Genomic DNA, 13,107 nt, shown 5'->3' on the forward strand with positions numbered 1-13,107 from the left:
CGTACTTCAGCCCTCTCTCTGCTTCAGGACCTGGGCGAGGCTCGGCGCCTCCCGGTCCCGCTGGGACATCGACATGGGCGGCAGTGGCCAGGGGACGGCGAGTTCGGGGTCGTCGAAGGCGATCGTGACGTCCTCGGCCGGATCGTGCGGGCGGTCGATCCGGTAGGAGGTGTCGGCGGTCTCGGTCAACGCCTGGAAGCCGTGCGCGCACCCCGCCGGGATGTACAGGGTCATCTGCGTCTCGCCGGACAGTTCGAAGGTGGCCACGTTGCGGTAGGTCGGGGAGCCGGGCCGCAGGTCGACCACGACGTCGAAGATCCGCCCGTACGAGCACCGCACCAGCTTGGCCTCTCCGGCACCCGAGCGCAGGTGCATCCCGCGCAGCACGCCCCGGACCGAGCGGGACACGCTGTCCTGGACGAAGGCGTCCGGGTCGAGGCCCACCGAGCGGACCACGTCGGCGTCGAAGGTGCGGCAGAAGAAGCCGCGCTCGTCGGCGTACGGCACCGGCTCGAAGAGGTACGCGCCGGTGATCTCCGGGACCGCGGTCGCCTTCATGAAGTCTCCTGTCGGGCGGGGGCGTCGGCGTTGCCGGCCGAGCGGAACAGGGTCGAGGTCAGGACGGTGAACTGCCGCTCCAACCGCCGGACGGCGGCCTCGTTCCGCTCGGCGAGGGTCAGCCGCAGCTCCGCCGAGCGCTTCTCCAACTCCCGGAACCGTTCCAGCAGATGCTCGGCGTCGACCTCACGGGCCGGGTGGCAGTACGGGGCCAGCCCCATGCGAGCCATCAGGGCGTCGCTCTTGGCCGAGTAGCTGAGCGCGAGCGTCGGCGTCCCGACCTTCAGCGCGCAGACCAGGTTGTGGTACCGGGTCGCCACCACGGTGTCGGCGGCCGCCGTCTCCTTCATCAGGTCGGCGAGCGAGGCCGTCTCGGCGACGGTGACCAACGGCGAGTCCACCGCGTCGACGATCCCGTCGGCCACGGGCCGGTCGAGCTCGTCGCCGGTGATCAGGCGGACCGGTCTGCCCTCCGCGACGAGCGCCCTGACGAACCGGGTCGTCCCGTCGAGGTAGCGCCGGTGGATCTCGTCGGCCCTGGCACGGTCGTCGTTGCCGCCGTAGAAGGCCATGACACCGACGCAGACCGTGCCCGGCGGAGCCGAGGGCACGCCCGTCGCCGGTGTCGGCAGGGCGAACGCGAGGTCTTCGTAGACCTCGTCGCGGGCGGTGTCCACGCCCATCGCCCGCATCGCGTCACGGGACATGTCGTCCCGGAACGACCGGTACGCGGCCAGCCGTGCCGACCAGCGCGTCAGGACCCGGGTCGGCCGCCGGCCGATCGTGGCCGCGCCCACGCTGACCAGCGCGACCCGGGTGCGGAGCAGCCGCCCGGTCGCGCAGAGCAGGAACAGCGAGTACGGGAAACCCCACGGCCGCAGGGGCAGTGTGGCCTCCAGGACGCCCGTGCCGGGCACGATCACCACGTCGTGCCGGCGCACCCAGACGGCGGTGCGGGCGGCGTCGACGAGTTTGCCGAGCCCCTTGGCCGCGATCGCGCCGGCCCGCGAGGCGGTCCGGTACTCGCCGCTGTACCAGTTCAGCCGCGTCGCGGGGATCCCGTATCGCCTCTCGACGTCCTCGGGTCCGCCGCACAGCGCGTCCACGACGGCCTCCGGGTGCTCTGCGCGGAGGTACCCGAGCGCCGCCTCGAGGGATCCGTCGTTGCCGACGTTGCCGGAGCCGAGCAGCCCGAACAGCCCGACGCGCACCGGCGTTTCGTGCGGGGCGGTCATGCCTGCCTCCCCTCGCGGCCGGCGACGAGCGCGTCGACGGAGACGGTGAGCCGGCCCGGGTCGACCGGCGCGCGGTCCTCGACCCGCTCACCGGCACCGGGCCGGGCCCGGCTGGTCATCCACGCGGCGAGGTGGCGGTAGCACGCGCGCCGGTCCCCGGCCGACAACGGCGCCCGCCGGATCGCCGCGACGAAGCCCCAGAGGTACTCGGCGAGCAGCCGGGGCGTCGGGTGCAGCGGGCCCGCCCGGCGCGGGTCCAGGTTGACGCACCGGGCGCGCTTGCCCGGGTTCGCCCGCTCGGCGCGGGTGGGGTGGTCGCGGCGGAAGTACAGCAGCTCCGGGACCTGGTGGAAGGGGCCGTGCAGGGTGATCTCGGCGACGAAGGTGCGGTCCGCGTGGTGGTAGCTGTCGTGCGGTTTCACCCGGCGCAGCACGTCGGCCCGCATCACCCCGTAGAAGTCGTCGCCGCCGGGCTCGAACAGCAGACTGCGGAAGCGCTCCGGCGCGTGCGGCGAGTCGGTCGCGAGCCCGTACTCGTAGGGGACCTTCACCTCGCCGTCGCCGTCCACGACCGCCTGGCCGCTGTGCGCCAGGATCACGTCCGGCCGCTCGTCCAGCGCCTGCACGCACCGCCGCAGCAGGTCCCGGGCGTACAGGTCGTCGTGCGAGGCCCATTTGAACAGCTCGCCCCGGCACTCGGTGAACACGTAGTTGTGATTGGGCGCGGCGCCGATGTTCCTGGGCAGCCTGAGGTACCGGATCCGTGAGTCCCGCGCGGCGTACCGGCGGCAGATGTCCCGGGTGCCGTCGGTCGAGGCGTTGTCGGAGACGACCAGCTCGAAGTCCTCGTAGGTCTGGCCGAGCAGGGCGTCGAACGCCTCGGCGAGGTACTCCTCGCCGTTGTACACGGGCAGGCCGATGCTCAGCCGGGGATGGGCGGTCATGGCGTCCTCACTTCACGGATGGAATGGTGGTGGCGCTCGCGCAGGGCGGCCCGCAGTTGCAGCCACCAGACGGCGGAGCCGCAGGCGGCGGCGGTGGCGACGCCCCAGGCGGAACCGGCCGTGCCGGCCGCGAAGGCACCACCGAGCCCTCCGCCGACGTAGCAGACGGAGGCGAACAGCTGGCAGCGCAGGCTGCGCCGGGCCGCGGCCAGCGCGCGCAGCCCGGCCGCCGCGCCGGTGCCGAGGCCGGCGCCCGCGACACCGAGCGTGACCGGCACGACGATGGCCGACGCGGCGTACCAGACATCACCGAGTACCAGCTCGCCGAGCCGGTCCGGGACCAGCAGCAGCGCCGCGCCCCAGAGCAGTGCGCCGACGGCCTGCCCGCCGCCCAGGAGGAGGCAGAACCTGCCCAGCCGCCGCGGGGCCTCCCGCAGTACCCGGGCCGCCTCCGCCACGGTGACCAGCGACAGCCCCATCAGTACCGCGAGGAAGGGGCCGAGCAGCAGTTCGGCTCCCCGGATCACCCCCACCGCGCCGACGCCGACGATCACGCCGAGCCCGTACGCCCGCAGCTGGCTGGAGCCGCTGACACCGACGTTCTCGACCAGGTACCGGTAACCGAGGTCTCGGTGGTCGCGCAGCCAGTCGCGCGCCCCGCCGAACCTGGGCCGGATGCCGGACTGGAAGCAGCCGTACACGGCGGCCACCGCGGCGGACGTGCCCCACGCGACCACGAATGCGGTCACGCTGCCCACACGGGCCGCCACCACCATGGCGGGGACGAGCGCGACACCCCAGACGACGTCGTTCACGAACGCCTTGCGCCCCTGACCGGCGGCGAAGAACGAGTACCGCCAGGCGTCCTGCAGCAGCAGCCCCGGCAGCATGAGGCCGAGGCCGGCGAACGCGGGCCCCACCCGGCCGCCCATACCCAGGCCGACCACCAGACACACCGCGCCGACGGCGGTACCGACGCCGAGCGCGGTGCCCGACGACCGGGCCACCGCCCCGCGCCAGGACGCCTCCGGCACACCGCTGAAGCGCACCACGAGCGGGTCGGTGGCCAGCCCGCGCGAGACGCTGAGCACCACGCCGTACGTCACCCAGGCCAGGCTGAACACGCCGAACGCGGTCAGCCCCAGCGAGCGGGCCACGTAGATCCCCACCGCGAAGTTGGAGATGCTGGAGGCCGCCTGGTCGGCCAGTCCCCAGGACAGCCGGCCGGCCATGCCCGCCATGGCCCGCGTGCCGCTGCGCCGGGCGGGTCCGGCCTCGTCCGCCGAGGCCGTCGTCGTCTTCTTCCCTCCGGTGGTCATGGGCGTCATGCCTTGAGCAGCCCTGCGCCGTGCAGGGCGTCGGCCGCGTCGGCGACGGTGTCGAACGGGAGCCCGGACCGCTCGGCGATGTCCAGCAGACCGTGCTCGCCGTCGGAGAGGCTGAGCACCCAGAGCATGGCCATCTGGGCCTGCTTGGCGTCACTGCGGCCGCCGAGCGAGTCGTACAACCCGCGCCGCCCCAGCTGTGGTTCGCCGTAGGGGCTGAGGTTGACGTACCGCCGGTCGCGGTCCAGCACGGCGAACGCCTCACGGCAGACGGCGAGCGTGTCCTCCATCGCCCGGGGGGAGACGAAGTCCAGGTTGTCCGCCGAGGTGTGGTACTCGGGGTAGCCGGCGTACGGGGTGCGGGTGAGCGAGCCCACGCCGAGGTCGAAGCCGGGCGAGCAGAACTGACGCTCGTCGTAGCCGTACGGGGTGAACTCGGTGACGTGGTGCGGGCGTTCGGAGACCTCCAGCACGTGCCGCATCACCCGGTCGATGCCCGCGTCACCGCGCCTGCTCCGTTTGTAGGTCAGCTGGCCCCGGTCGCCCGCGCAGGCCAGCACCAGGCCGTGCTTGACCCGTTCCACACGCTCCGCGTTGCGGGCCAGCCAGGTGATGGCCCCGATGGTGCCGGGCGCGAACAGGAACCGGTACGTGTAGTACGGCGTCCGTTCCGCCAGCTCCCGCGCCAGGAACGTCGCCACCGCGATGCCGGCCAGGTTGTCGTTGGCCAGCGACGGGTGGCAGACGTGGCAGGAGACGATCACCTCGTCGGGAACCTGCCCGGGGACCACGTGCTCGGCGTAGGTGAGGTGGCCGTCCGCGAGGGTGGAGTCGATCCGGACCTCGTAGTCGCCGTCCGGCAGCGCGTCCAGGGTGTCCTGGGCCAGGCAGAAACCCCAGTCCGGCTCGTAGTAGCTGGTGCGGTACGGCACCCAGGCCGGGCGGTCCGGCAGGGTGTGCAGGTGCGCGCGCAGTTCGGCGAGCGGCATCGTCGCCGACACCGGGACGCTGTAGCCGAGCACGTGCAGGCTGGACGCGGCGAAGTCGACGACCCGGTTGCCGTGCGCGTCGGCGATGTACGCGTCGCGGATGTTCCACTCCTGCGGCACCGTCCAGTCGAGCACCTGCGTCCCGGTCGGCACCTCGTGCACCCGCAGCGGCAGGTACTCGTCCACGATCTCCAAGGTGGCCCGCACCCCGTCGCCCGTGATGCTCCGGCACAGCGGATACATCCGCTCCACCAGCGCGTGCATCCGCTCACCGGCCGCCGTCACCGGCTGTGCGCCGGCCGTCGTCATCCGCGCCACCGCAGGGTGTCGTCCACGGAGCCGGCGGCGGAGGCCGCACGCAGCACGGCCAGCCGGGTGAAGCGGCGCTCGAAGTCCTCCCGGGTCAGCCCGTGTTTCCGGTAGGCGTCGGCGAGTTCGAGCGCGCCCTGCTTCACCGTCCACTCGCAGTCGAAGCCGGGCACCGCGGCGCGGAACCGGGAGAAGTCCACCCGGTACGACCGCGGATCGGCACCGGTCTCCCCGGTGATCACCACGCGTGAGTCCGGCACCGCCGCCGCGACCTGCTCGGCGATCTCGGCGACCGTGACGTTGTTGACCTCGCTGCCGATGTTGAACGCCCGGTCGTGCACCGCCTCCCGAGGCGCGGTCAGCGCGGCCGTGAAGGCCCGGGCGATGTCCACGGCGTGCACCAGCGGACGCCAGGGGGTGCCGTCCGAGAGCACCAGCACCTCACCGGACAGGAGCGCGTGGCCCACCAGGTTGTTCAGCACGATGTCGGCGCGCAGCCGGGGCGAATGGCCGAAGGCGGTGGCGTTGCGCATGTACACCGGGCTGAAGTCACCGTCGGACAGCGCGTGCAGGTCGTCCTCCACCCGCACCTTGGACTCCGCGTACGGCGTCACCGGGCGCAGCGGGGCGTCCTCGGCCACCAAGTTCGACAAGTCGGGGTCGCCCGCGGCGCCGTAGACCGAGCAGGTCGACGCGTACAGGAAGCGCCGCACCCCGGCGTCGCGGGCCAGCCGGGCCAGCCGCACGGACGCGTGGTGGTTGATGTCGTACGTCAGCTCCGGCGCCAGGGAGCCCAGCGGGTCGTTGGAGAGCGCGGCCAGGTGGATCACGGCGTCCACCCCGCTCACGTGCTCCGCCGTGACGTCACGCAGGTCGACCCGGTGCCCGGGCGGGTCCTCGGGCGACGGGCCCAGCAGGCAGTCGGCGAACAGGCCGGCGTCGAGACCGACGACCTCGTGCCCGGCGGCCGTGAGGACGGGCGCCATCACGGTGCCCAGATAGCCCTGGTGTCCGGTCAGCAGTACGCGCAAGGTTGTTCAACCCCCCAGGTTGAGAGTGAGTTTGGTGACGGCGAACGCCTCGGCGTAGCGCGCGTGGCATTCGATGCCGCGGATTCGGGCGAGACCGAGGAAGGCCTCACGGTCGTACCAGGGCCGGTGGCGCTGCGAGGGGTAGTGCTCCTGGAGCAGCCTCACCTTCCGCTCCGCGATCTCCGGCGTCAGCGGCTGGTAGGCCACCGGACGCCCGAGATCGCCGTCCCACTTCGCGATCTCGTAGCGGAGCACGAGGTGGTCGCGGAACGCCGTGGTCATCAGCTCCGCCAGGCCGCGGTGGTCCTGGTGCGCGTCGTCGGTACGCGGCGCCAGCACGAGATCCGGTTCGGTCCGCTCGCGCAGCTCCTCGACCGCGGCCTTGGCCTCCTCCCAGTGCGCGGGCATCCGGCCGTCCGGCAGCTTGAGCACGGTCAGCCGCAGATCGGCGCCCGGGCAGAAGGCGTCGAGCGCGGCCAGTTCCTCCTGCTCCCGCTCACCGCCACCGCCGGACAGCACCAGCGCGTCGACGCGGACACCCGGCCGCGCGAGGCACAGCGTGAGCAGGGTGCCGCCGGCACCGATGGCGATGTCGTCGCAGTGCGCGCCCACCGCCACGATCCGGTCCAGGGGGCCCGCCCCGAACCCGATCACGCGCGCGCTCCGACGCCGGCCCGCTCCCACACGGCCCACGGACGGTCGCCCTGGGCGTAGGCGGCGTCGAGGGCGGCCCGCTCCTTCACCGTGTCGGTGGGCTTCCAGAAACCGCGGTGCTGATGCGCCACCAGCCGTCCCCGCTTGGCCAGTTGGGCGCATCCGTCGGCGACCAGGTCGCCGTTCTCCGGGATGTGGTCGAAGACTTCCTGACGGAGCACGAAGTAGCCGCCGTTCTCCCACAGCGGCAGTTCGCCGACCGCGGTGATGCCGCCCACCAGGCCGTCCTCGCCCAGCTCCACGCAGTGGAACGACGACTGCGGCGGGACGACCATCATCGACGCCCCGGCATCGCGCGCGGCGAACCGGTCGATCATCTCCGGCAGCGGGGCGTCGGTGAGCACGTCGGCGTAGTTGGCGAGGAACATCTCGTCACCGTCCAGGTGGTGGCGCACCCGGCGCAGGCGTTCCCCGATCGGCGACTCGATGCCGGTCTGCGCGAACGTGATCGTCCAGTCGGATATGTCCGTGGACAGCAGCTCGGTGCGCCCGCCGCGCAGGACGAAGTCGTTGGACGTCGTCTCCTCGTAGTTGAGGAAGAAGTCCTTGATGTGGTGCGCGCCGTACCCGAGGCACAGGATGAACTCGGTGTGCCCGAAGTGCGCGTAGTACCGCATGACGTGCCAGATCAGCGGGCGTGGGCCGACCATCGCCATCGGCTTGGGCACGTCGTCGGAGGTGCCGCTGCGCATCCGCATGCCGTAACCGCCGCAGAACAGGACGACCTTCATCGCTTGACCTCGACAATGCTCAGTTCCGGGATGGGGAAGACCAGCCGGCCGCCCCAGTCGTGTACGAAGGACAACTGCTCGACCAGCTCGTCCCGCAGGTTCCAGGGGAGGACGAGGACGTAGTCCGGCCGGTCGGTGCGGATCTGCTCGGGCGGCAGGATCGGGATGCGGGTGCCCGGGGTGAACCTGCCGTGCTTGTAGGGGTTGCGGTCGACCGTGTACGGCAGCAGGTCGGGCCGGATGCCGCAGTGGTTGAGCAGGGTGTTGCCCTTGCCCGGCGCGCCGTAGCCGACCACGGTCTCGCCGCGCTCGGCCGCCTCGATGAGGAAGCGCAGCAGGTCCCGGCGCACCTTGGCCACCCGGGCGGAGAACTCGGTGTACCCGGACAGCTCCTGCAGCCCGGCGGCCTTCTCCCGGGCCAGCACGTCGGCCACCCGCCGGGTCGGCTCGCCCGCAACCTCGTCCGGCCGGGCCCACAGCCGGATGGAACCGCCGTGCGTGGGCAGCAGCTCGACGTCCACGAGGGCGAGCCCGCCGCTCGCCAGCGCCCGGATCGCGGACGCGACCGTGTAGTACTGGAAGTGCTCGTGGTAGATCGTGTCGTACTGGTTCTCCTCGATCAGCGTCAGCAGGTGCTGCACCTCGATCGAGACCCAGCCGTCGTCGGCGACCAGGGCGCGCAGCCCCTGGGTGAAGCCGACCACGTCGGGGATGTGCGCGTACACGTTGTTGGCCACGACCAGGTCCGCCGGGCCGTGCTCGGCGCGGACGGCGGTGCCGGTCTCCGGGTCCAGGAACGCCGTGAGCGTGGGTACACCCGCCTCCCGCGCCGCGGCGCCGACGTTCACCGAGGGCTCGATGCCCAGGCAGCGGATCCCGCGGTCCGTCACGTGCCTCAGCAGGTACCCGTCGTTGCTGGCGACCTCGACCACGAAGGCGGCGGGGCCAAGATCCAGCCGCTCCGCTGCGTCGGCGACGAAGGTGCGCGCGTGCTCCACCCAGGAGGTCGAGTAGGAGGAGAAGTACGCGTACTGCGTGAACGTCTCCTCAGGCGTGATCAGCGGGGGTATCTGCGCGAGCCAGCAGCCGGTGCAGACCCGCAGGTGCAGCGGGTACGCGGGCTCCGGTTGGTCGAGCTGGTCCGCGGCGAGAAAGCTCTCGCACGGAGGCGTCGCCCCCAGATCGACGACGCTCTCCATCGCCGTCGAGCCGCAGAGTCGGCACCGTGTCATCTCCTGCCCCCATCCCCGCTCGCGCGGGTGCCCCGCCGCGAGCCAGTGTTGGTGTTGCCTGCGGTCGGCGGGCCGTCCCCGCCGCCGGACCGACCCGCGACCGCGGTGCGGTATCCCTCCATCAGGCGTTCCAGCCCGACGGCCGGGCTGAAGCCCTGCTCGTAGCGGAGCCGGGCCGCCCGTCCCATCTCCCGGTTGCGGGACGCCTCGGCCGTGATCCGGCGCAGGCACGAGGCGAGCGAGGCGGGCTCGCCCGGCCGGTGCAGCAGCCCGCTCACCCCGTCCTCGACGAGTTCGACGAAGGCGCCGTGACCTGCGGCGACGGCCGGGACCCCCGCGGCCATCGCCTCCACGACCACCAGGCCGAACGCCTCCAGCCAGGTGGACGGCGCGACCACGGCGACCGACCGCGCGACGGCCTCCCGGCACTGGGCCGGGTCGTACAGCCCGACGTACCGCACGTCGTCCCGGCCCGCCGCCCAGGCGGCCACCTCCCGCTCCAGCGGCCCCGCGCCGGCGATCACGAGCGGTACGCCCACACCACCACCGGCGGTGATCTCGTCCCACGCGGCCATGAGCAGCCGCACGCCCTTGGCTTCCGCGAGGCGGCCGAGGAAGAGGAGGTGCTCGCCGGGGCCCGTCCGTCGGGCGACGGGGTCGGGCACGAAGTTGTGCTTCACCGACAGCCGTTCGGCCGGCATGCCCGCTCCCACCAGCACGTCGCGCTGCGCCGCGGAGATGCAGAAGAACCGCTCCACGCCGGACCACCAGCGCCGCCGGTTGACCGACATGCTGACCGCGAGCGGCACCGTCGCCAGCCGGGAGTTCCGGTAGCAGCCGTGCCGGACCGCGGGCAGCGGACCGGACCCGACGCACTCGGTGCACGGCCGGCCGTCCCGCTGCAGGGTGCCGGGCGGGCACACCTGGGTGTAGTTGTGCAGCGTGGCGACGGCGGGCACACCCGCGTCGGCACAGGCGGCCAGCACCGCCGGCGACAGGAGCGGGAAGACGTTGTGGATGTGCACCACGTCCGGCCGTTCGGCACGGAGCCGCGCGGTGAGCTCCGCCCGCACCGCCGGATTCCACGGCACGAGGAGCGGTACCGCGACCTTGCCCGGCAGCGACCGGGCGGCGATCTCGTCGCTGCGCCGCTCGAACAACTCGACCCGGTGTCCGGCCCCGCGCAGCAGCGCCACCTCCTGGTCGACGACCTTGTTCTCCCCGCTCGGCTGCGCCGAGGCGTAGCGGTTGTGCGCCACGAGGACGTGCATCTCAGGTCACCTCCGGTGTGCTGCGGGCCCATCGCGGGACGTGTCGGTCGGGGGCTCCCGGCGCCGGGAGGGGAGTGGCCGCCGAGGCGGGAGTCGCCAGCAGCGACGCGGCCACGGCCAGGTGCAGCAGATACGGCGAGGCGTCGCCCAGCCCTGCCTCGGTGTACGACGCGATCGCGCAGTAGCTGATCAGGAAGATCGCGCAGGCCCTCGACAGCGAGGGCGGCCGCAGCAACGCGACGGCGCCCAGGACGACGACCATGCCCGCGACGAGTGCCACACCGGTCACGCCCTGTTCGTGGTAGACGGCCAGCCAGCTGTTGTCGATCGGCAGCCCGCCGAACGACTTGTCGCCCAGGCCCGCCCCGAACAGGTACTCCGAAGTCGTCCGGGGAGCCGCCAGCAGGGCGTCCCAGACCTTGGCCCGCCCCGTGAGGCTGGTGAAGTTCTCCTCGCTCTGGCCGCGCAGGAACCACGCGTGCAGCGCGGAGCCGAACACCACCGCCGCCAGCGCGGCGCACCCCACCGCCCGGATGAAGAACCGCCGGGCGGCGGCGCTGGTCAGGACGAGCGAGCCGATCGCCAGGGCCAGCCCGACGAGCAGACCGAGCGTGGCGGTCCGGGTATGGGTCAGCATGAGCAGGACGAGTGCCGGCACGACGATCACCGCCGCACTGGTCCGGTCGGTCCGGTGGCCGAGCACGAGCAGCACGGTCAGGCCGATGACCACCGCGGCGTACTGTCCGATCTGCGGCGGGGTGAGCGGCCACAGAGCGCCGACCAGCCGCCCGCCGTACAGGTCGGGCAGGGCCGTACCCGGTGAGACGACCGCGCCGGCGGCCACCGTCCCGAGGACCGCCACATACATCCGGACGTGGTGCCGGACGAACGTCGTGCCGCCGTCCCACCAGCGGCTGAGCAGCCACAAGGTGGCGAGGAAGAGCGCCAGCCGGGCGCAGCGGAACAACGCGCCGAACCCGGACTCCAGGCTCAGGCTGGAGATCACGCTCGGCACCAGCAGCAGGGTGAGCAGGAGGAGGAAGGAGCTCGCCCGGACCCGCAGCCGGAGGTTGACCACGAGCGCCAGCGCGAACGCGGCGACCAGCGCGCCCATGGTGACCATCTGGATGAGGGAGCGCGGGAGCGGCACGATGGTCACCGCCCCGGTGGAACCCAGCGTGTTGAGGACCAGCAGCCCCCAGACCGTCGCCACGGTCCTCGGCGTGGTGTGCTCGGTGGCCATCTCAACCACCGTCCCGAGCACGGAAGGTACTGCCCTCGTCCTGCCGGTACGGCATGCCCTGCCACTGTCCGGCGTCGAGGGTACGGCTCGGGTCGTGGGCGACGAACGTCCACGCGCCGAGGTAGACGTTGTCGTACCAGCGGTTGTGCTGCTCGCCGGTGATCGCCTCCGCCACCCGCTCGCCCTGGTACGGCGACCAGTCCGGGTAGGTGCCGTAGTTGGCCAGTACCGCCATCCGGTCGCAGAGCGCCGTGCAGTCGACGACGGACTTGTCCAGCACGAAGCGGTTGTCGTGGATGTCCACCCGCTGGGTCTTCCACCGGCAGTCGGCGTACAGCGGTGCGGTGGCGATCGCCGGCTGTGCGCACCGGTCGGTGTCCTTCACCAGGAGCGTGCACTCACCGGAGGAGGTGTTGGCCGGGCTGTTGCAGAACCGGTCGGCGTTCTCCCACAGCGTGATCCCGGACCAGTTGTTCTCCAGCGTGTTGCCGTAGATCTCGATCCTGTCCGTGCGGGCCCGGATCCGCGGTTCGCCGCCGGACTCGGACACGTAGACGGTCGCGAGCGGGAAGCTGTCGCCGCGGTCGGCGTACCTGCGGCCCTCGACCCAGTTGTTGCGCCGGATCGTGTTCTTGCGGACTACGGCGTTGTAGCTGGTCTCGTAGATCAGCGCGGCTCCGTCGTTGGCCTCCAGCACGTTGCCCTCGATGCGGAAGTCGTTGTTGTTGGTGTCCGCCCACAGTCCGGCTCCGCGGTTGTCGTGCACCCAGTTGCCGCGGACGTCGGCGCCGTCGACGGCCCAGAACTTGACGCCTCCGGTGCAGCCGCAGCCCGGCCGCCGACGCTCCCAGTCGTCCCTGTTGTTGCCCACGATCTCGTTGCCCTCGACCACCAGGCCGGTGATGCCGCCGCCGCCCTTGTACGCGTTCATGCCGTACTGGCCGTTGTCGCGCAGACAGCTGGCGCGGACCCGCTGGCGGGCACCGGCCATCAGCCCGGCACCGGAGTTGTGCTGGATCGTCGCGTGCTCGATCACCCACCCGTCGGCGGAGTCGTGGTTGACCACGCCCTCGTCGTGCGGCGCGACGAACCCCTGCACGGTCAGGTGGCGGATGGTCACGTCGCGGGCGGTGCCGCCGAACGCGTACTGGTTGGTCCTCCGGCCGTCGAGCACCGCGCCCGGGGCACCGAGATAGCGGTTCCCCTCCTTGGGGACGACCTGCGCGTAACGGTCCGGCTGGAGCCGGTGGGTGCCCGGACTCAGCCAGAACGTGGTGTTCGGCGGACTCTTCCTGGTCTTCGCGGCCAGATCGCCGGCGACCGCGGGGTCCACCGTCACCGCGCCCGCGGGCGCCTTCGCGGGTCCGGCGGCCGGCTCGGCGCACACGCGGGCCACCGACGCGGTCGGTGCGGCGGTCGGCTTCGGCCGCGCGGCCTGCGTGCTCTCACAGCCGGTCACCGCCAGCAGGGTCAGCGCCAGCGGTGCGGCAGGCAACGCCCAGCGCCGCCACTTGATCCCCACGCG

The 13,107-nt window shown here is 72.4% G+C and carries 12 protein-coding genes; all 12 read right to left on the reverse strand.

From position 1 onward, the window contains the following. Nucleotides 1-6: 6 nt before the first annotated feature. Genes OIE75_RS39620 through OIE75_RS39675 form a run of 12 tightly spaced genes read right to left on the reverse strand, consistent with a single transcriptional unit; the run spans nucleotide 7 to nucleotide 13,104 of the window. Entirely contained in the window at nucleotides 7-558 is a 552-nt protein-coding gene (locus OIE75_RS39620; RefSeq protein ID WP_307017268.1) for a dTDP-4-dehydrorhamnose 3,5-epimerase family protein, read from the reverse strand. After that, nucleotides 555-1,793: a polysaccharide pyruvyl transferase family protein gene (locus tag OIE75_RS39625; protein WP_329473828.1), complete on the reverse strand. Its 1,239-nt coding sequence runs from the start codon at nucleotides 1,791-1,793 to the stop codon at nucleotides 555-557. The genes OIE75_RS39620 and OIE75_RS39625 overlap by 4 nt, the downstream gene beginning before the upstream one ends. Continuing rightward, nucleotides 1,790-2,737 (reverse strand): glycosyltransferase family 2 protein, encoded by a 948-nt coding sequence (locus OIE75_RS39630; RefSeq protein ID WP_329473829.1) that lies wholly within the window; start codon nucleotides 2,735-2,737, stop codon nucleotides 1,790-1,792. The genes OIE75_RS39625 and OIE75_RS39630 overlap by 4 nt, the downstream gene beginning before the upstream one ends. After that, complete coding sequence (locus OIE75_RS39635; RefSeq protein WP_373463050.1) at nucleotides 2,734-4,065, reverse strand: hypothetical protein; 1,332 nt, start codon at nucleotides 4,063-4,065, stop codon at nucleotides 2,734-2,736. Before OIE75_RS39635 ends, OIE75_RS39630 begins: the two co-directional genes overlap by 4 nt. Then, nucleotides 4,062-5,360, reverse strand: coding sequence for a DUF4910 domain-containing protein (locus OIE75_RS39640; protein WP_329473830.1), 1,299 nt, complete (start codon nucleotides 5,358-5,360; stop codon nucleotides 4,062-4,064). The genes OIE75_RS39635 and OIE75_RS39640 overlap by 4 nt, the downstream gene beginning before the upstream one ends. After that, nucleotides 5,357-6,391 (reverse strand): NAD-dependent epimerase/dehydratase family protein, encoded by a 1,035-nt coding sequence (locus tag OIE75_RS39645; protein ID WP_307017278.1) that lies wholly within the window; start codon nucleotides 6,389-6,391, stop codon nucleotides 5,357-5,359. The genes OIE75_RS39640 and OIE75_RS39645 overlap by 4 nt, the downstream gene beginning before the upstream one ends. Before the next feature lie 6 nt (nucleotides 6,392-6,397). Then, nucleotides 6,398-7,045 (reverse strand): PIG-L deacetylase family protein, encoded by a 648-nt coding sequence (locus tag OIE75_RS39650; RefSeq protein WP_307017280.1) that lies wholly within the window; start codon nucleotides 7,043-7,045, stop codon nucleotides 6,398-6,400. After that, complete coding sequence (locus tag OIE75_RS39655) at nucleotides 7,042-7,836, reverse strand: sugar phosphate nucleotidyltransferase (protein WP_234957723.1); 795 nt, start codon at nucleotides 7,834-7,836, stop codon at nucleotides 7,042-7,044. Before OIE75_RS39655 ends, OIE75_RS39650 begins: the two co-directional genes overlap by 4 nt. Beyond that, a complete protein-coding gene (locus OIE75_RS39660) occupies nucleotides 7,833-9,068 on the reverse strand; it encodes a class I SAM-dependent methyltransferase (protein WP_307017283.1) in 1,236 nt (411 codons plus the stop codon). Before OIE75_RS39660 ends, OIE75_RS39655 begins: the two co-directional genes overlap by 4 nt. Next, nucleotides 9,065-10,339 carry a glycosyltransferase gene (locus OIE75_RS39665; RefSeq protein ID WP_307017285.1) on the reverse strand — a complete coding sequence of 425 codons (1,275 nt, stop codon included), beginning with the start codon at nucleotides 10,337-10,339 and terminating at the stop codon, nucleotides 9,065-9,067. The genes OIE75_RS39660 and OIE75_RS39665 overlap by 4 nt, the downstream gene beginning before the upstream one ends. 1 nt (nucleotide 10,340) lies before the next feature. Continuing rightward, entirely contained in the window at nucleotides 10,341-11,582 is a 1,242-nt protein-coding gene (locus OIE75_RS39670; RefSeq protein ID WP_329473831.1) for an O-antigen ligase domain-containing protein, read from the reverse strand. A 1-nt stretch (nucleotide 11,583) separates the two neighbouring features. Beyond that, nucleotides 11,584-13,104 carry a right-handed parallel beta-helix repeat-containing protein gene (locus OIE75_RS39675; protein WP_329473832.1) on the reverse strand — a complete coding sequence of 507 codons (1,521 nt, stop codon included), beginning with the start codon at nucleotides 13,102-13,104 and terminating at the stop codon, nucleotides 11,584-11,586. Between the last annotated feature and the right edge of the window lie 3 nt (nucleotides 13,105-13,107).

The organism is Streptomyces sp. NBC_01723 (assembly GCF_036246005.1).
Classification (GTDB): Bacteria; Actinomycetota; Actinomycetes; order Streptomycetales; family Streptomycetaceae; genus Streptomyces.